This is a genomic window from Taibaiella helva (genome assembly GCF_003545695.1).
Taxonomy (GTDB): Bacteria; Bacteroidota; Bacteroidia; order Chitinophagales; family Chitinophagaceae; genus Taibaiella; species Taibaiella helva.
The window spans coordinates 119,974-140,362 of sequence record NZ_QUZZ01000001.1 but is presented as its reverse complement, the minus strand read 5'-3'; the positions used below and the strand labels follow the sequence as shown (position 1 = coordinate 140,362).

Below are 20,389 nucleotides of genomic sequence, written 5' to 3'. Positions count from 1 at the left end.
CGTGCAACGGCCTGAACGGCGGCTGGATGCATATTCTTCTCACAACTGGTTTTGCTCCTACGGAGCAATTTATTGTTTGTTCATATTGTCGCTACAAACATTCGGCTCCTACGGAGCCTATAGCACAGATAGCTATAGGATCATCTGCCATCCTGTCCTATAAGATCGGGAAAGGCTGAGTATAAGCAGTGCAGGCCGGACTGCGTTATCTTGTCCTTTTGTAATGATTAAGTCCTCATAGCCTCTTTCCGTACACCCTGTAATCCCAGGATCCAAAGCCATGCCGTTCAGGCCGCTATGCGTCCCGACCGGCATGGTCAAGATAAAGCCTGCGGAAGCATATCTTCCTGCAGGCTTTATCAATTTCTTATTATTACTCTCTGGCCGGTTGTTCAAGGCTGGCTCAGTTGCACCAGCGCAGCCTCGATACGTTGCTGTGTGGCTGTGCTGCCGATCATCGCTACGATATCGAATACGCCGGGCCCAAACTTGCCGCCTACCAGCATGATGCGCAGGGGCAGCATCAGGTCTCCTTTTTTGATCCCTTTAGCGGCCGCCAGCTCTGTGAACGAGGCTTCGAGGGCTTCATGATCCAGCACGGCACCATCGAGGGAAGCCGACCAGTCCTGGAAGAACGCTGTTTTTTCAGGGCTCCATTTTCCTTTAACGGCTTCAAGATCGGGCCGGGCCGGCGCCTCGAAGAAAAAGCGTCCCTGAGTGACGAAGTCAGACAAAAGGTGGCAACGTTCTTTGATCAATGCCACGACCTGTGCGAGGTGTTCCGGTTCTGTAGCAATATTTTCTTTTTCAAAGAAAGGTGCTACCAATGCCGCCAGGCGGTTGTTATCGGCACGAAGGATATGCTGCTGGTTGAACCATTTCGCTTTTTCATAATCGAACTTGGCTCCGCCTTTGTGCACCCTTTCCATAGAGAACAGCTCGCACAGCTCTTCCAGGCTGAATACTTCCTGCTCCGTTCCGGGGTTCCAGCCAAGCATCGCCAGCAGGTTTACAAAGGCTTCAGGGAGGAACCCTCTTTCTTTAAAGCCGGTAGTCACCTCTCCTGTTTTCGGATCTGTCCAGTCCATAGCAAATACAGGAAAGCCTAAACGGTCGCCGTCGCGCTTGCTCAGCTTACCATTGCCATCCGGCTTCAGGATCAGCGGCAGGTGCGCCCATTGGGGCATGTGCGCCTCCCAGCCCAGGTACTGCCACAGCAGGATATGGACGGGTGCGCTGGGCAACCACTCCTCTCCGCGGAAAGCATGTGTGATCTTCATCAGGTAATCGTCCACCACCACAGCCAGGTGATAGGTAGGCATACCGTCGGCTTTCAGCAGCACCTTATCGTCCACCACATTAGTCTCGTGGCGGATGTCGCCGCGGATCATATCGTGAAAATGGATAGTCTCGTTCTCGGGTACTTTGATCCGCACGACATAGGGCGTGCCTTCCAGGATCAGGCGGCGGGTCTCTTCCTCACCCAGGGTAAGGGAGTTCCGCATCATGCCCCTGGTACGGTGATCGTATTGCGGCGAGGGGTTTTCGGGTGTTTTCAGATCATGGCGCATCTTTTCCAGCTCTTCGGGTGTATCAAAGGCATAGTAGGCGTGGCCGCTTTCGAGCAGCTGCTCGGCATAGTCGCGGTAGATGGCTTTGCGCTCGCTTTGCCGGTAGGGTGCATAAGGCCCTTCCTTCCGGACACTTTCATCGGGCGTTAACCCGCACCAGTCAAGGCAATCGAAAATATACTCCTCGGCGCCGGGAACAAAACGTCCCTGGTCAGTATCCTCTATACGCAGCACGAAGGTACCGTTGTGTTTACGGGCAAAAAGGTAATTGAACAGTACCGTACGAACGCCTCCGAGGTGCAGACCGCCGGTAGGACTGGGCGCAAAGCGCACACGAACATGATTTGAATTCATGCCGCGAAAATAGGGAGAAATGCTGAATGGCCGGAAGAGATTTGCAGGAGCGGGAACACGGGCCAGCCGGGAGACTGCTATGGTTTCAATACGCCTTCAGTAGTAAATAAAGTCCCGTTGCTGCTGCGGATATCAGCAGTGCTGATGCGGGCATGATTGATCCACCATTCCCCTCCTTTATGGACCAGGCTGACCGGCGTGCCCGACAAGGTATGCAACGGGTTGTGGCTGCGTAACTGATCAAGGGTGAAGCTACCGGTGATGAGGTGATTGCGGATCAGCAGCAGCAGCTCGGCCTTATGAGCAGGTTGCAGCAGGCTATCCACCGTGCCTGAGGGCATTTCGTTGAAGGCTTCGTTGGAAGGGGCAAAAAGCGTATAACGGCCGGTGTTCTTCAGGCTTTGACCAATGCCAGACGCCTTCAGCAGCAAAGTAAAGGTGGTATGGTCTTTCGACCGGGCTATATTATCGGTCAGGTCTCTCCCGGGCGCCATGGTAGCTTCTCCTACTTCGACGCCGTTCTCTGCAGGCTCGGGCGTAGCGCTTCCTATCGAAGTGGTCATCAAGATGATGGTAGAATCTATATGCCGTTGCCCCGAAGTGGCAGAGGCATTACAGGCAATCATTCCGGCGCACACCAATGTAACCAGCGTGAACAGCAGGATCCATTCTTTCATTACTAGTAATTGTGAGTGGTAGTAAAAGCGGCTGCCTATGCGCCGCTGGTGAAAGAACAGCTCCTGCCGGGGAATAGTTTTGGTGCAAGCGTTAATATTGATCCAATATCGATAAATACTCTGCTGCTTTACAGACAACAGAGTATAATAATCTTCCGGAAATTATTGCGGGGCAAACAGGAAGCGGAGGGTAATACCGGCCCTTGTGGTGGTGATAGGATAGGAGGTCGACATTACCGGTATGCTCTGCCGCCTGTCGTAGAACAAGCGTAGCTGCAGGTTATCGTTGACAATATAATCGATGGTGGGCGATATCGTGATCACCTTTTGCCCATGAGTAGGTATATTGGTATTCTGGGCCAGGTAGCTGTTGGTTGTGATATCATCGCGGTACCCGATCGACATATTGATATTGATATCGTTCTTCAACCGGCGCGTGCCGAAGACTGTGAAAGGCAGGTTCATGCCTTTGATCCTGGCGCCGCCGCCCACCACGAGCTCAGTCGATTTGGTCTCGCTTACCTGGTAGTCGACCAGGCTAAGGCTCAGCATCCTTGACTTGTTGAACTTAAAGGTCACATTGACGCCATTCCTGAATGCTGCGTCGATACCCAGGAAGGGCCCCAGGTTCTCGCTTATGGTAATGTTGGGCACCTGGAAGAACGGCACGTAGCTATGCGAGTTGGAATCGATGAACGAAGGGAAGCCCATCGACAGGATGTCCTGGTAATAGAAAGTGCTCAGGAAGCTGTTCATCGACAGGTTGCCGGTATAGGTATGGCTCAGGTTGAAATTCGTAAAATATTCAGCAAAGAACGGCAGCTTCGTCAGGCCATTGTACACCAATTTCCAGTTGGGCATCGGGATATAATTCTTGAAAGGATTGGACCTGATGCCCGGGCTGTTGCTTTCGACAAGCGGTATCGTATTGGCGTCGCGACCGGTATAGGCCGCCAGGAAAGCAGGTATCAGCACGTCCTGGGAATACTGCGTATATCCCTTGGTGTAGTTGGGATCCTGGGGATCCAGCTGACCCGCCGTATAAGGATTGATCGCGCCCAGCCTCCTGGAGATAATCTCCCGGTTGTTCATGAAATCCTGGTAGGGCTGGGACAGGCTGTTGGCGCTAGAGGGAGAGAACATGGTCTTGATCCCGATAAAGCTGATGTTGAATGTACCCATGCTATAGGGAGTATAATGCTGATAGCCAAGCGGGCCATTGGCTATATCATCATTGTATTTAAATGTCTCCGAGTAGTTCTTGCTAAACTGCTTGCTCCAGGTAAGGTCGATGCGCAGGTCGGGGAAGGGCTCGAAAGTAGCTTGCAGACTATAGTTCTGAGTGTAAGTTTGCTGCAGCTGGCCGTTAAAGAACGGATCCTTCGATATACGGTCTAGCGCCGCCTGCCGGTCAAACCAGGCGCGATCGGGTTGCGCGCCGAAGGCAAAGTCGTACCAGTTATTGCCCGACCGGCTGTTCACACCCAGGAATTGGGTACTGTCCATGAAGCCCGGTAAAATAGTCCCGGAGTTCTCCGAATAGTTCACGGTTACCCGCTTCAGCATGGTTACGAGACGGCCGGTTATACGAACGGCTTCGGGTATTTCGGGCACAATATTCCGCCTCTTGGCGCGCCAGGCTGCCAGTTCCTTGCGGAAACGTTTCCTCTCTGCTTTTTTCAGGGCATGATAAGTAGAGTCCAGCTGCCGCTTGCTCATGGTATCGGCGCCGGGTATCTTGCTCTTTTCTATCTTTTTCTTTTTCGGACGCGGCGGCAGCTCCTGCTGCGGTTTACGCTTGGGCTCTTCCTTTTGCTTAACAGCATTATTGCTGTTCTGTGCATTGATACCATCGCCTTTAGCTCCGCCCAGGGACTGCAAAGCGGGATTCTTGGGACCCAGCTTGTCGGCGGTATTACGGCTGACCGGCTTAGGCGTATTGATCGCTTTCAGCCACCTTGATTTATTATACAGCTGGCTAAAGGTAAGCTCACCATTGATCTGCTTTTGCTGCGTATTGGCAATGATATTTCCCTGCTCATAGGCCAGGCGCGAAGCCGCGGTCCAGTTATAGGTGGAAGCATAGGACGCAGTCGCCCTTGTCCAATCCAGGAACGGGAACTTCTGAGTCGGCAGCGTATACGTCACATTTAAGGTCTGCGAGAAATAGGTATTTCGTCCAAACTTGGAAATGGCACTCCACAGGGAGTCGCGTTTCTGCTTGCTGTCGATACGGCCGTAAGGCTCATCAATACGGGACTGGTTGTTGGCTGTATAGTTGAAAGAGAGCGAACGGGTAAGCTCCCAGCGCAGGTTATAGGTTCTGTCCCAGGTAAAGTTCTTATAAAAGGTTGAAGGGATCCTGTAAGGGCCGTCGTCGATATTACGCACCTGCGTTTCACCCACCAGCCGGTGCATGTCGGTACGGAAGGAGAAATTGCTGGGCAGCAGGTTAAAGTTAAAATCCTTGATGGGCAGCAGCCATTTGGATTTTGACTTGATCATTCTTTTGAAAGGCTCGATAAAGGCCGATTTTATGGTATAGTTATACCCCAGGCCCAGCCTTTGTTCTACGAGCTCGTCTTTTTCGAGCAGGGGGCTGCGCTTGAAGCTCCGGTTGTAGGAGTAGCTTCCGTCAAAATTCTTCAGGCTCCAGGGCATGGGTGTCTTACCCTGTTTTTCGGGGTTGCCCAGGTAGCGGATGTTGGCTAGGTTAAAGCTGGTTACAGAAGTAAAATCCTGCGCCGCCTTACGCATCGAATCCCGTGCACGGGCATCGGTTGCCCCATCCAGTTTATTGCCCAGCAGCACATCCTTATCATAAGGATCATATTTGGGATTGCTGATCGTTTGGCTATACCCTGCATATACCGGCAGCTGCAGGCCGAAAGACCTGGGCAGCAGCTTTCCCACATTCAGGTTGGTGGAAGCATCGTAGGAATAAAAATTATCGCGCGAGCGCTGATCGACTTTCTGATCTATGTTACCATAGCCGACAGTATGCATACTCCCTCCCAGGTGTACATTACCCAGGTCGGCCAGCTGGATATTGGCCTGGCCCGAGGCGGCATAGCCCGGCTGCTCATCGGGTTCAACCATTCTCAGCTCATCGAACCAGATTTCGGCGCATTTGCGCTGACCGTCGTCCAGCGGCGTCTGTAGCGTTTTCTTTGGATTGGCGGTACCGAGCATAATATTCTTGACATCGCCAAAGTTGGGATTACCCACCACGATCATGGTATTACCCTGCTCGTCGACTGCACGGTAAGGCTGGAAAGAAGGCTGGCCCGAGTTGTTCCGCTGTGTTTTCAGGTCGGTAAGCTTGCTCATCAGCAGCTCCAGCTTATTGCCTGCCAGCCATATCTGCTCTGCGTTCCTTCCCACGCTTGGCGGCGTGATCTTAAGCGGAATCTGGTATTCGTAATAATTGTTGATAAAGTCGCTGCCGATACGGATGAATGCGACGAGGTCGCCGTCATTCAGTATAGCCTGGTTCGGAACCGATTCGGCATGAATGAACATCCGCAGGGTTTTGTACTGCCGCATATCCATTCTCAGCTCCTTAAATACAGCGCGTGCATCACCATCCTTAAGCCCGCACACCTGCAACGACAGGGATTGCTCATCCTGCTGTATCGTTTGCCCGCCGCCGAGGCCGGAAGGAGTTACCTGACGCTCTACGCCCGGCGGAATAACATAGGGTATCGGTTTACGGTCCGAGTTCTGTTCCACGCTTACGGAGGTGAGCGCAAAGCTGGTGGTCTGCAGGTCTTCCTGCGGTATATTTTCACCCGGCGAGGTTAGCGAGAACAGGTAGCGGCGCCATTGGTTCCGGTCGAGCTGCAGCTGCGCAAAACGGAGGTATGCCGTATCCTGGAAGCCGGACAGGAACATACGGATAAAGCGTATGGAACGGAAGTCGCTGATACCGCCTACTGCATGATCATATTCGCGGATCGGCACTTTAAACTGGTACCAGACCTCCCGCTGTATACGGCCGTTGGGCAGCTTGATATCCGATTCCTTGCGGTCCACGATAAAGTTGCGGCCGACCTGCATGTTCGGCGTATTGGAGGCTTCAAGCCGGATGCGGTACTGGTAATAGGCCTCGGTCTCGTTCAGCGAATTGTCCCGGTTAATGTCCTCCGATTCGGGAATAGCCGATCCCGATGTGGTAAAATTTGAATTGAGGTTGTTTACCGGCGAATTACCTTGCGGACTGTTGAAGTCGATATAGCGCAGCAGGGCCTCCCCATGCCGCCCGGTCATCTGGTCATAGTCGCTGCCCCTGAAATGATGGAAATCGTCAGAAGCCGGGTCAGCAGATAACTTCTGAAGAGCAGCCGGGGCCAAACCGGTAATCGCCGGATCATTAAGAAAAGGTCCGAAGATTCTTTTCTCTTCATCATTGTCCAGCTCATCATAACCCACGTCCTGCACCCTCCGGGCATCCTGGTCGTTATCGAAGGAGCGGGTGATCTGCTGCTGGAAGCGGGGCACATAACCCCACTGCGTCGCGTCCAGCTTGCTCGGATCCTTGGGATAGGGAATACCGTTCTCAAAAGACAAGCGGGAATCCTTAAGCACATCTTCCGAAACATTACCCAGGTTAATATAAAGATCACCCGAATTGGTGGGCTTGTAGATGAAAGGGTCGAGCATCCAGAAAGTGATGTATTCCACATTGGAAGCCTCGAAGTCGCTTGAGTTGTTGTCCAGCGCACGTTGGATACCTCCCCAGCGATTTTGAGGACTGGACAGGGTACCATCGTTATTGATTTCGGTCGTCCGGAAGTTATAAGGGCCGCGGGTGCTGGGATAGTAACCCAGGTCGAAGGTCTGCAGACCGTTCTGACCGGTCAGCAGCGTTTTCTGTGGAAATACATCCTGCTGCAGCACCAGCCGCCAATAGTCCTGGAGAGAGGTATCGGACTTGATGTTGCCCGGCGTACCAAAGCTTCCGTCGATCAGCGTGGGTTCGAGCATGTACCACGACAGCTTGGCGCGGTTATTGTTGCTGCTCCAGTCTGTCGTGTTGATCGCCTCGGGAAACAAGGTTCGGTTAAGGCCGTCTTTGGCGCCCACCGGCGTGCTTGCCAGCGTCCAGCTGGTTATGGGGAAACGAAGGTCTATGGAGTTGTTAGCGCCCTCAAAATCGTCGATCTGCACAGAGCCTTCGGGATCGAGTGAATTGATAAACCGCTGGTGTCCCGGAAAAATACCGGCTACCTCACCGGTCAATGCGATCAGGGAAGGAGCTGAAGTGCTGAAGATCGGCAATTTGTCCAGTGCGCGGGTAAGCCAGGGGAACTCGCTCTGGTAGTTGGCGTCGAGGCCGACCACCGTATTCTTGATGGGGTCGTCGCCATAGGTCACTTTTTGTGTAAACGGCCGTTCGGTCAGGCGCATAATGGTACCCCCTATCGTCAGCTTCTCGCTGGAGAAGTAATCGAAGCGGGCGCCCCAGAAATTCTGCTGCACCAGGCCGAAGGTGGCATTGTCTTCGTAAGAGATGCTGATCGGCATCCCGGAAGCCAGGATACCCTGGTTCAGTATCTTAACGCTGCCCCGGCTGTAGTCGACCTGGTAATCCACGTTTTCAGCAAGACGCTGCCCGCCAGCGGTAACCGTAACAGATCCCTGGGGAATGTTGTAGCCGCCCAGGCTCACCTCCGATCCGGAAGCGCCTTTATAATTACCCCTGATGAGGAAGCGGTTGTTCTGCTGGAACTGGCGCGCGATCGTCTTGGTCGAATCATACAGCAGCTGGTAGGTGTACCGCCGCTCCAACTTGGGGTCGCCGCCAAAAGCAGGTTTCAGATCGGATCCGAATGGCTGCAGCGTAGGAAAGATGATCTTTCCCATCTGTGAATTGACCGTAATCCCCTCCACATAGTCGAATACCCCATCGGGAGCCGGGTCGTTCTGTACATTGAGCCTGTCCAGGTTCAGCAGGGTGATCAGCGGCACACCGGCAGAAGGCCCTTCGGGTATATAACGCTTTTCGCCGCCCCCCGGATCCTGGTACATCACATTGAGGCGGAAATCTTCCTTGCTGATGTTGGCGCCACCGAGGGAATAGACGTTCTTCATCATCAGGTTCCATATCGGCAACCTGGGTGTCGCGGCAACGCCTTTCAGCATTTTAAGGAACATCACCTTGGTATTGGAAGAATCGGGGGAAAGCGATTCCGAGAATTCACCTACCTGGTAAGGCTTTCCGTTGTAGGTGTACATGTAAGCAACGCCTACAATATCGTCGGCGTTGATCTGCGTATTAAGCGAAATATAGCCTAGCTGGGGATGAAAAGTAAATTCGGAAGGGCTCAGCTGCCTCATGGTCGCAATGGTATAGTCCCTGCCCTGGGCAGAATCGAGACCGATAGAGACCAGGCTCCGTGCGGCGCCGCTACCCTGTACCCTCAGGCTGGGGTTCTGGTTCAGCAGGTCGTATAAGCGGTTGACACGGTTGTCGGGAATGCCTGTGGCATAAGTGGGCGCTGAAGGATTTTCCAGCACCTTGGCATAGGGATGCGCTTCGCCCAGATCCATGAAGTTGATCATGTTCCGCACATTCTGCGTAGCGCCGGTGCGGTTGGTGATCCACACTTCCACCCTCGTCAGCACTACCTGCGATTTGATCTTGGGAAACTCGGTCAGCGAAGCATTATAGTTGTTGAAAAAATACTGGCCCAGGAGGAAGTTGCGGTTCTCTTCATAGTCGTCGACCTTGATCTCGAAGCTCTGGGTTTGCGCGCCGCCCTGGAGGTTGATGCTCTTGCGCTGGGATTTCTGCTGAGACAGCACGCCGGTAACAAACAGCTTGCCAAACTGGAGCTGGGTCTTGAGGCCGAACAGGGAAAGCGGCCCGGTAAGCAGGCTGCTCTTTAAGGGAAAGCTGACATTGCCGGCCTCCAGCTTTTTGATGATCTCATCTTCCTTACCGGTATATTCCAGCTTTTGCGTATTCTGTTCACCAAAGGTGGGCAGGGTATTGTTGCTGATGTTAAGCTTGAGCTTATCCCCGATCTGCGCCAGCAGGTTCACGTTCATCTGCATGTCAAAGTCGAAGATCCCGTACTTCTGCGCACGTTGTGTCAGGTTGGGGTTCTTCATGTTTTGCCAGTTGCCGCCGAAAGTAAGGTCCAGGTTTCCCTGTGGCTTGATGGTGATCTTATCGCTGCCAAACAACCGGTTGAAAATGCCCTCTTTAGTCAGTGCCGGCAGCTTGGGCTTTTGGTTGAACATGCTGAGCGCGTCCAGCCGCTGGCGCCAGTAATCGGTTTCATCCTGATCGGCCTTCAACTTACGGTACTCGTCGGCCTCCATATAAGTAGGATTCTTAATATCCTTACCACCGACCTGCTCGTTGAGGTAAAAGCGATCTTCTTCCGGATTGTATTCGACATTCTTCTCCACATTGGAAGGGTCGTTGAGGTCGATCGAAGGCTGTTTCTTTTCGGGAGTACCGAGCTGCTCGCCGGGATCTATAGGAAAACGGAGCTCGGGTGTATCGGTTGGTGGCGGCGGGGGCGGGGGATCAAAATAAGGATCTTCAAAACCGCGAGCAGTAAATACCTGAGCCAATGCTATTATAATAATAACAACTGCTAAAAGTTTGTAGCCAAATTGGGTATGCTGCTTCTGTGCCAATGCTCTTCCTAAAGTACGCTTTTATTTGATTTAGATCATGCCGTTATGCTGAAAGCAAAAATATGCGGAACACTTCCGTAGTTTTTGGATAACTATTGAAATGCCTCTGCACTGACTATAGATTCTTAAGGGCTGATTTGATCCATTCTTCCACACTTATATCTTCGCTTCCAGCCAGAGTCTTCGCTTTCCTGACGGCAGTTTCTGCCATGGCTTTACTGATGCCCAGACCCAGTAAAGCATTTAACGCGTCATTTTCCTTCGTATTGTGCGGCAAGATATTAAATTCTCCTGTTACCACCTCGGGAAGCTTGCCTTTCAGCTCCAGTATGATCCGCTGCGCTGTTTTGGCGCCTATTCCTTTTACTTTTTCCAGGGCCTTGCTGTCGCCGTTCAGGACAATAGCATTCAGATCGCCCGCAGTAAGCGACGAGAGGAGTATACGCGCAGTTGCGGCGCCTACGCCCGATACCGACAGCAGGCGCTGAAAGGCGCTGCGCTCGGTCTCGGTGGCAAAACCGTAAAGTACCCAGGCATCTTCACGAAGCTGAAGATGCGTGTACAGGCGGCAGGAATCTTTACCCGAAATGGCTTCGTAGGTGTTCAATGTCAGCTGCACTTCATAGCCTACGCCGCCCACATCGAGGTAGGTTTGCGTAGGCATAAGGTTAACGAGCTTTCCTTCTAAATAACCGAACATAGATTGGTAATGGCCCGGATAGCGGCTTTCCTCTTCCTATCCGGGAATGGGTGCAAATAAAATAGAAAAACGCTGCTAAGAAGCAACAGCGTTTTTGAATGAGGTAAAATTAGCGCTAAAAGTGTTGTAAAGCACTCGCTTTGCGTTAAATTAATAAGTGTTCCACCAGGGGCTGGCACGCTTCTTGATTTTCCAGAAGAACATAATGGAGAGCGTGGAAAATTTGTCTTTGTTGTTGGGGTCTCCGCGAAGCTCGCCGGGCTGATGCTTATAGCCGGGAATGATCTCGTTGGAGCGGTCGGCCATTTTCTGGGCCAAGGCGCTTTTGCCGGGCTGGTTCAGATAGGCGATCTCCTGGTGCAGGGGGTCGATATATGTTCCGCTTACATCGTCAAGGTAGTCGGTAAAGGTATAGCGCAGCTGGTATTCGAGACCAAGGCCCAGGCCTTTGCCAATATCAAAACGAACGCCTATACCGCCCACGGCTGCATAAGAGAACAGGCTGTAGCCTTTGGGAAAAGTATAACCCGGTGCATTGAAATTCTCACCTTCTGTACGCAGCGGCTGCAGATCCACCTCTTTCTCGACACCGCTTTCCAGGTCTTTATAAGTGCCGCGGGGGTTGAAATAAAACCCGGACACACCGAGCAACAGATAGGGCTGTACCCTGGATTTGGACAGCTTACCGAATTCCCAGTTACTGATCCGCAGCGGGCTGAACTCGAAGAGGAAATTGCTTTCCCAGATATTCGTCTTGATATCGAGGTTACGAATGTACCGCTGATAAGCGTCATCTTTGATATTGGTGGCCTTCATGGCCTTCTCTTCATTCCACTTGTCGGTAGCATACAGCGAGCCATAATTGATACCCAGACGAAAAGAAATACCGGGCACATGGGTATAACGGACGAACATGCCGCCCATAAAACGCATATTCCCGAAGATATCGTCCTTGTATACAGAATTGTTGTAGTGATCAATAACAGACTTTGTTCCTACATCGCCCCAAATGTCGGCCTGGCCCAGGTTAAAGCCAATAGAAAATCCACGCTGCTCAATATAAGGGATATCGGGATTGCCCCAGTCGTATTCATGTTGCGCACTCGAACGGGTGGTGGCCATGGTCACCAAACCAACCGTCATCAAACCGGCAAATAAAATACCTTGTAATGATTTCCGCATGATGGAACAAAAATTTGAGCGTTGAAAGTAAAAAAAAACTTATTCCCTTGTATGCTTTTTCCCGTTTTTTTCTTGCATACTGTACAAAAGAGGCCACAACAGGATTGTTCCCCCTCAAAACCTTGCCCCACCTGCATACAAATACTGAGGCAAGATAAAAAGATAAATTAAAAATTGCAATTTTTTTGACAGGAGGATCAAAGCAATCCTTCGATCAGTCTGATCAGCTCATCCGACTGGCTGGGCCGTGGTGTTTTGGCTACGGCAAAATTGCCTTTCCGGTCGATAAGGAAATAGGAAGGTACGCTCCCGATCTCGTAGAGGCGGGAGATCTCCCCGGTCCAACCCGGAGTACGGGTATGGAGACCCGAGATGCTCAGGGCTTCGATCCCTTTTTTCCAGGCCTCCTCCTTCTCGTCGATGGATACATAAAGGAACACAACGTCTTTTCCCTGGAAATGCTCTTTTATCTTTTTGGCATGGGGCATTTCCCCTTTGCAGGGCCCGCACCAGCTGGCCCAGAAATCCATGTAGACCACTTTGCCTTTCAGATCGGAGAGCTTCATGTCTTTGCCATCGATTGTTTTAAAGCTGAAATCGATTGCGGGATGTCCCGGGTCGAATTTCTGGAGGTCGGCGATCATTTTATCCAGCACCTTATTGTTGGCGCTTTTCGGATATTGCTGCTTGTAGAGATTTACCCTGGCCTGCAGCGAATCGATGGGCCAGCCTTTGGTCTCGCTGGTAAGGATACGGCCTGCGGCAAACTCCCCGGTTTTACGGGGCGTAGCTTTATAAAGGAGCTGAAGCACACTGTCTGTTTGCCGGAAAGCCTGGCTCAGGTCGGTCTTGCCCGTTTGAGGATCGGTGTTCATGGCATTCACATAGCCGTTGGCCGACAATATGGCGCTATAATAGCTCTGGGCATAGGTCTGGTAAAAAGCCACATCAAGATAGTCGTCGTTAAACAGCTTAGGCGCTTTACGGGTAACGGCATACAGCTCCGGCGGAACACTCTGGATATTATTGCTCTGCAGCCGGATCATCTCATGTATTACAGGATAATGCAGCATGGCATCGTGGCGGGAGTACTCCAGGAAACGGGTTAAATATTCCGAAAATTCTTTCGTTACCTGTTTTTTGTCCTGCGCAGCATGCAGTTGGGCCAGCTCATTATTCTTTATCGAGTCGAGGGCTGGAATATAAGCATCGGGATCGCGTTGCGCTGTTTCCTGCAGCTTGCGGTAATAAGCCATTACCCCGCCGCTGCGCCGTGTCCAGTCGACAAAGTAACGCGGGATATCGGCATCCTTTCCCTCAAAGCGTGCTGTGCTGTCCAGGTTGCTGCCGCCTGCGGTAAACGTAAGGGTACTTCCTTCCTTCGCAAAGAAATCGAGGCGGTTGGGTCCGTTGACGATGATGATCCAGTTGTATTTCTGTGTCGCAGGAATCGACACCTGGAACTTCTCTTCCTTCGACAGGTCCAGCGTCTGCTGCTGGTTTTCGGGTACAATGCTGTTGACGCTGGCATTAGCCACAAGCAACTTGCTGCCGGCAGCATCGGTAATGGTACCGGTAATGGTGATCGGTTTTTGCGCGGTTGCAGTAAATGCGGCAACCAATCCCAGCAAGAGGGATGCAGCTGATCTTTTCATTGATTACTATTTATCCTTTGCGGTTGATGATAGGCTATTTGGTCTGCGCCCCTTCGATCAGCTGCATCAGCTGATCCAGCTTGGGCGCCAGTATGATCTCGGTTCTCCTGTTGCGGGCGCGGCCTTCGGGCGTGGCATTGTCGGCTACGGGCTCGTACTGGCTGCGGCCGCTGGCCGTAATACGCACAGGGTCGAGGTGATAGGTATTGGTCAGCAGGCGAACGATAGCGGTAGAACGCGCTACGCTCAATGCCCAGTTATCTTCAAATTTCAGGCGGATGGGAATGGAATCGGTATGCCCTTCGATATTTACATTGATGTCTTTATTCTCGTCCAGCGCCTGCGCTACCTTTTCCAATGCGGCCTTGCCTTCCGCATTGACGACGGCGCTGCCCGAGGGAAACAGCAGCTTCTCCGAAAGGCTGACATATACCTTCCCGTTCTTGGTAAATACGGATAGCTGATCGGAGCTGAAGCCGCCCAGCGCATTAGCCATTTTGGCCCGCAGGGATTCGGTTTGCGCTTTCTGCCTGTCGATGAGATCCTGGAGCTGCCTCAGCCTTTCCTGCTGATCGGCCAGCTCTTTCTGGTTTTCATTAATGCGTTTGTCTTTTTCGTCCAATTGATTGGCGGCGGAGGCATTGGCCTCTTCCATCAGCTGCAGGCGGCTTTTGGCATTTTCCAGGTCTTCGCTCAGTTCGCTCACCCGTTTTCGGGAGTTGGCCAGGGCCAGCTGTGATTCATTGAATTTTTTATTGGAAACGCAGGAGCTCAGCGCCACTACGCTTAGCATAACCCCGCCGGCAAGTGCAGAAAAGGATCGTGTCATAGCAATTCAGTTTAAGGACCGCATAAAAGTAAGAAAGGGATTCCAAACTAGAAATTATTTGAAGCAGCCCCGTTGTTTAAAGGGGCAAAAATGATGTTCTGAGGCCGACCTTTTCTTCAAAAAAGAGCAACCTGCCTCCCATTTATCTCTTTATAAAAACCGTCTTTATATAATAAACGATCGCTTTCGTAAAATATCGAAGTCAAAAATATTACCATACGAAATTCTCCATGAAAATCCCCCATCCCCTGTTTTTGAAATACACGGTCCTGACCCTGTTTATCCTGCTGCTGGCCGGCTCATTAATCTATTACCAGGAACGTATGCTCTTCTGCGACGCTTCGCATATGACGCTGCGGATACTCAATACCGGTCAGCTGCTGATCGGGGAATATCGTTACGGCAGCTTTATCACCCACCTGGTGCCTTTCTTCGGTAACAAATTGCACTGGTCGCTTCCAACTATTGTCCTATGGTATTCGCTTAGTTTCAACCTCTTTTACCTGGCAGTATGTCTGCTGCTGCTGTTCGTATTCCGAAACCCGGCGCTGGGCCTGCTTATGGCGTTTTATTATACCTTGTTTGCCGGCGATACCTATTTCTGGACGAATAACGAGATCCACCAGGCCATCGCCTGGATGTTCCTGCTCTTTGGCCTGGTGCTGCATTTCAGGCAGCGGCGGTATGCCTTTGGGTGGCACGTTCTTCTGTTCCTGCCGCTGGCCTTTCTCAGCTTATTCACACATCCGCTGATGCTGATCGTAGTTCCCTTTCTCTGGACCTTCTTTATTACCGACGCCTGCAGCAATCCTTATCGCAGTAAAGAAGCTGTTGTGCTGAGCATGGCGCTGATGCTTATTATTGTGGCCAAATACCGGGTAATACAGTACAGCGGCTACGATGCACCAAGGGCAAGGCATGCGACCCATTTTTCACTGGCAGATATCGGGACAGGCATCCGGTCCGAGATGTCACTCACCTTCTTCAGGCGCCTGTTGACGCATTATTACTTTGTGCCGTTCTTGTTTTTTGCCGGCCTATACACTGCGGTAAAGCACCGGCGCTACCGGAAGCTGGCGATGGTCCTGGCTTTCAGCCTGGCCTATTACCAGGCAATGGCGCTTACGTTTAAGGATTTTGTTCCTTTCTATATGGAGAGCGAATGGATGCCGTTCACGCTTATCGGTGCTGCCCTGTTCGTGTTTGAAACCGCTCCGCGCATGCAGCCGCGAAACCTGCTGCTGCTCACGATCTTTATTTTGGGTACGCGACTGGTTTATATGGGTGCCGCGGCCGAAAAATTTACCGCCCGGAAAGAGTGGCTATTCGGGGTATTGCAAAAAATGAAACAGCAAGACCTGCATAAGGGTTATCTATATCGTGACGAGGCACTGAAGGCGCTGCTGATCGCCGATTGGGCGCTGCCGGCCGAAAGTCTTCTTGCATCGGCGCTGAAGGGCGATCATCCCAACCTTACCTTTTGTGTGGACACCCGGGAAAATATGAACAAGCGGGTTACCGGTAACCGGAAGGAGATCATTGACAGCTTCGGCCCCCTGTCCGGCAACGAGCTCAACAGGTTTTATTTCGCCATCGATACCACTTCGGGGTATAGTCTTGTGCTGCCTGCGGTGGAAAAGGAAACGGCCGGCATCAATAAGCATCCCTGAGAAAGGCTGGTGCCAGCAATCTTTGGCGTTGCTCTCCGAAAAATCTATTTTTACCCTTTCAAACACAGAAGGAGCCGAGTTGAACCTCAAGCAGAAACAATTTCTTGACACTTACATAGGACTGCCCCTTGTTTATCTACATATAGCCCTGGCGCGGCTATTGGGGTTTATTTTAAGGCGGAATCACCATGTTGAACAAGCTCCGAATGAGATCTGCATCATTAAGCTGCTGGGCTTCGGCAGCGTCATTATGGCTTCAGACGCGCTTTACAGCCTTAAAGTGAAGTACCCGGACGCCCGGCTGACCATTATTTGTTCCAAAAGCATCGAGGAGGGCATCCGCTCCATCCGGCTGTTTGAAACGGTCTACGTGATCGACGACCGTAACTTTTTCCGGCTGGTGTGCTCCTCGCTGGCCACGGTAGCCCGGCTGCAAAGGCGGCGGCGCCTCTGGATCGCCGACCTGGAAGTTTATTCCAAGCTTACCGGCATCCTGTCAGCATGGACCCTGGCCCTCAACCGTTTTGGCTTTTACTTCAACCAGGTACCCTTCCGCTACAACCTGTACACGCATCATGTCTATTTCAATACGGTGATCAATGTGGAAGACAATTATGAGGAAATGGTGCGGGCTATGGGCGTCACGGCTATTACACCTTATACAATTAAAGGCTTTCCGCCGCGGCAGCAGGGGAAAGCCTACACTTATATTGCGCTCAACAATACCTGCAGCGAGCTGGCACGCGAGCGGCGCCTTACGGATGCCCAGCTGCAGGCACTCTGTAGCGAGCTGCTGCGCCTTACGCCTTATAAGATAGCGCTGCTCGGGGCGCCTTCCGACAGGGAAGCCAACGAACAGTTCCTCGATAGCCATAACTTTGACCGGGCGCAGATAACGAATATTGCCGGCCAATACGAATTTGAAGCCTATTACCGTTTCCTTTACGAAGAGTGCGCGCTTATGGTTACCATCGATTCGGCCCCGTTGCATATCGCCAATAAGCTTAATATACCCAACCTGTCCATTTGGGGCCCGACCTCCCCGCAAAGCCGGATCGACCTCAACACAGCTAACGAATACCTGTATCTCGGTGTTAACTGCTCGCCCTGCGCGCATTTCGTGGATAAACTTCCCTGCGGCGGCGACAATTTTTGCATCAAGAACATTACAACAGCACCTATCATCAACAAAATACAAAAACTGCTTTTACTGTATTCCGGCCATGACACCGACAAGACCTTTTTATAAACGCCCGGCATTCTGGCTGATCTTCCTGTTTGTGTACGCCGTTATCGGTACCCGGTATGCAAAGGTTGGTATTCACGACCCCGGCTTTGGCCGCTCCTGGTATTACGGCGACGCCTCCAGCGAGGGCAATGTCGAAAGCGCGGCCAGGTTCTATATGGAGAAGGGCTTTGGTCCCAATGCCGGCCTGCCTACTTATGCCTATACCGACTCCCTGCCGGAGAACGATTATGTATACACGCATTATCCGCCCATGGCCGAATGGCTGGGCGGGCTTACTGCCCGCCTGTCGGGCCACTATACCGACCAGGCCATCAGCCTGCTGCCGCTGCTGCTTTCCGTGGCGCTGTTCTTCATGATCTATTCCATACTGGCACGCTGGCTCAACAACGATCCCGCAGCCTTTATCGGGGCTTCGGTGCTGGTGCTGTCCAATTACTTTATTTCCTGGGCCGATGATGCGCACCAGCACCTGTATATCGAATTTTTCCGCTGGTCTTTTGTTTACCTGTGGTGGGCCTACCTCACCGAAAAACGTTCTGCGGCAGTGATTCTGGTGCTGGCCTTCTGCTATGCGATGATGTGCCTGCTGTCCTACGAACCTTATGTATATATTGCCATCATCGTGGTCGGCTTTCCCCTGGCTCTAAAGCAAAAGTGGTTCCGCTGGGAGGTCGCCGTGCTGCTTATTGTACCGGTGCTGGCCTTCGGTTTGCGGCTTTATCTCAATGCGGCCTATCTTGGCGGCTTCGATGCTATGCTCGCCGATATGAAGGGGGCTTTGCTGAACCGGACCGGCGCCGAGGCTGCGGCCAGCGAGCTTGCCCGCAAAATGGATTTTAAAGATTATTTCTTCCTGCTGCCCAAAACGCGGCTGCATCGCCTGGGGCACTTCTACATTTTCCCCTCGCTGGTGCTGATCCTGCTGGGCATACTGGGCGCCCTGCAATTGCGGAAGCGTAACAAGGTATTTTTCAGGGTGGCTATCGTGATCTACCTTGCGGCCATCAGCTGGTCTTTCGTGATGCCCCAGCATGCACTCATCCATATTTTTACCCTGCGGCATATCGCTGTTTTCGTCGGCATTGTTAGCGGCTTCGGGCTTATCCGGTACCGTGCTATCCTGCTGCAGCACTGGCAGGGCCGCCGCTACCTTTACCTTACAGGCCACCTGGTGCTTATTGCCTATACGGTATTCTATGCGGCGGTCAATACCGTATATTTTGTGTACCTGAAATACGGGTTCCTGTATCCGCACCTGGGAAGGGACCACTATGAGCTGTTTGACCGCTTCCTGATGTAACAGCCGGTGATCTTTTGTATTTTCTCCGGCTTTACCGAAATCCTCATATCCCGAAAATGATTCACCATGAATCTGAGCCATGAAAAACAGACGCGGCTACACACGCTCGTGTCCTATTTATCCGGATGCCTTTGCCTGATGCTTCCGGCGATGTACAACAGCTATCCGCTGGTAACGCCCGATACCGGCGGGTATATCGAAAACGCCTGGCGGCTGCATGTTCCCATCGACAGACCGATCAGCTACGCCATCCTGCTCAGGATAGCGACGCTTTCGGGCCTTACGCTCTGGGGCATTATCGTGGCGCAAACCCTTCTGCTGGTCCATTTCCTGCGCAGGGTAACCCAAAAGATCCTGGGGGCACAATACAGCAACCGCCTGTTTTTTCTCATTACTCTGCTGCTGGGTACCTGTACCAGCGCGGGATGGGTCAACAGCCAGGTCATGCCCGATATCTTTTCGGCCATACTGCTGCTCGCTCTTGTGGATTACTACCTCAGCCCTACTCATAAGAAAAGCGTGAAGGTGTATTATTTTATCGTGCTCTGGTTCATTATCCAGCAGCACAATTCGCATCTGCTCATCGTGCTTGCGCTTTGCATCCTGGCCCGGCTGTATTCCGTGTTCAGCAGGCAGCGCTGGTTCCTGAAGAAAACGGCATTCCTGTTTGTCATCACCTTATTTTCCTATCTCTCCATCAGTTTCTTCAACCTCTGGGAAGGTAACCGTTTCCGGCCCAGCGCTTCCACCCATATCTTCATGATGTCGCGCATGGCAGAGAATGGTATTCTCGACCAGTTCCTTAAGCAGTATTGTCCCACCGAACACTACTCCCTCTGCGCCTACCAGGGATGCACCGGCGACCGGCAGTGGGATTTTATGTGGAGCAGCGGCCAGCTGGTGGATTCGGGAGGCTGCGAAGTGGGTTGGACAACGATGGAGAAAGAATACAGCCTTATCGTGCGGCGGTCGCTGACGCGGCCCAAATACCTGGGCCTCCAGCTCTACGAAGCCCTGGAGGCCGGCATACGCCAGCTGCCCCAGGTCTCGGTCTCCTTCCAGCGCCAGGGCGACGATTCCTTTCCTTATAAAATGGTGCAGGAACACTTTCCGCGGGAGATCAAGGAATATCGCACCTCGCTGCAGCAATGCGATGCGCCGCTTTCTTCGAGAATGGGCTTCTTCAATGGCATCATCTTTGTGTTCCTCCTGCTTACAGCGGCGGCTACGCTCTATACCTATCCCGGCCGACAGTCCCGGGCAGCGCTGCGCAACTGGAATTTTATGCTGGCGATGCTGCTGGCGGGGATCCTTGCTAATGCCTTTTTTACCGCGACTTTTTCCACAGTCCTGGATCGCCTGCAAACAAGAATATTCTGGCTGCTGCCTTTTGCCTGTATGCTTTTCCTGGTACAGATCCTGGCTCCCGGCCGGGATAAAGAAGCCGGCGCCTGATGTCCTCCTGCACGTTGAATAAGGGTGGTGCAGCACCCCTGAATCCCCGGCAGGTAATCCTTTTATTGCGCAGATACTTCTATTTTTGTCAACC

The 20,389-nt window shown here is 52.2% G+C and carries 11 protein-coding genes; 4 read left to right on the top strand and 7 right to left on the bottom strand.

The features are described from left to right. Positions 1-392 precede the first annotated feature (392 nt). The 7 genes from gltX to DZC79_RS00595 form a co-directional block, all read right to left on the bottom strand. The gene (gene gltX, locus DZC79_RS00625) at positions 393-1,925 is read right to left on the bottom strand and encodes a glutamate--tRNA ligase (RefSeq protein WP_118949612.1); all 1,533 of its coding nucleotides are present in this window, start codon (positions 1,923-1,925) and stop codon (positions 393-395) included. Between the two features lie 77 nt (positions 1,926-2,002). Beyond that, on the bottom strand, positions 2,003-2,602 hold the full coding sequence (locus DZC79_RS00620; protein WP_118949611.1) for a fasciclin domain-containing protein: 600 nt from the start codon (positions 2,600-2,602) through the stop codon (positions 2,003-2,005). Positions 2,603-2,764: 162 nt separating this feature from the next. After that, entirely contained in the window at positions 2,765-10,189 is a 7,425-nt protein-coding gene (sov, locus tag DZC79_RS00615) for a T9SS outer membrane translocon Sov/SprA (RefSeq protein WP_157976833.1), read from the bottom strand. A gap of 181 nt (positions 10,190-10,370) precedes the next feature. Continuing rightward, positions 10,371-10,955 carry a Holliday junction branch migration protein RuvA gene (ruvA, locus tag DZC79_RS00610; RefSeq protein ID WP_118949609.1) on the bottom strand — a complete coding sequence of 195 codons (585 nt, stop codon included), beginning with the start codon at positions 10,953-10,955 and terminating at the stop codon, positions 10,371-10,373. 150 nt (positions 10,956-11,105) lie between these two features. Further along, positions 11,106-12,137, bottom strand: coding sequence for a hypothetical protein (locus DZC79_RS00605; RefSeq protein WP_157976832.1), 1,032 nt, complete (start codon positions 12,135-12,137; stop codon positions 11,106-11,108). A 197-nt stretch (positions 12,138-12,334) separates the two neighbouring features. Next, positions 12,335-13,792, bottom strand: coding sequence for a TlpA family protein disulfide reductase (locus DZC79_RS00600; RefSeq protein ID WP_118949607.1), 1,458 nt, complete (start codon positions 13,790-13,792; stop codon positions 12,335-12,337). Positions 13,793-13,826: 34 nt separating this feature from the next. Then, positions 13,827-14,621: an OmpA/MotB family protein gene (locus DZC79_RS00595; protein WP_118949606.1), complete on the bottom strand. Its 795-nt coding sequence runs from the start codon at positions 14,619-14,621 to the stop codon at positions 13,827-13,829. Positions 14,622-14,875: 254 nt separating this feature from the next. Here DZC79_RS00595 and DZC79_RS00590 point away from each other — a divergent pair, with 254 nt between their 5' ends. The 4 genes from DZC79_RS00590 (at position 14,876) to DZC79_RS00575 (ending at position 20,295) form a co-directional block, all read left to right on the top strand. Beyond that, the gene (locus DZC79_RS00590; protein ID WP_157976831.1) at positions 14,876-16,291 is read left to right on the top strand and encodes a hypothetical protein; all 1,416 of its coding nucleotides are present in this window, start codon (positions 14,876-14,878) and stop codon (positions 16,289-16,291) included. Between the two features lie 79 nt (positions 16,292-16,370). Further along, complete coding sequence (locus DZC79_RS00585; RefSeq protein WP_118949604.1) at positions 16,371-17,540, top strand: glycosyltransferase family 9 protein; 1,170 nt, start codon at positions 16,371-16,373, stop codon at positions 17,538-17,540. Continuing rightward, the gene (locus DZC79_RS00580; protein WP_118949603.1) at positions 17,515-18,840 is read left to right on the top strand and encodes a hypothetical protein; all 1,326 of its coding nucleotides are present in this window, start codon (positions 17,515-17,517) and stop codon (positions 18,838-18,840) included. The genes DZC79_RS00585 and DZC79_RS00580 overlap by 26 nt, the downstream gene beginning before the upstream one ends. 66 nt (positions 18,841-18,906) lie before the next feature. Next, entirely contained in the window at positions 18,907-20,295 is a 1,389-nt protein-coding gene (locus DZC79_RS00575; RefSeq protein WP_157976830.1) for a hypothetical protein, read from the top strand. The last annotated feature ends 94 nt before the right edge of the window (positions 20,296-20,389 follow it).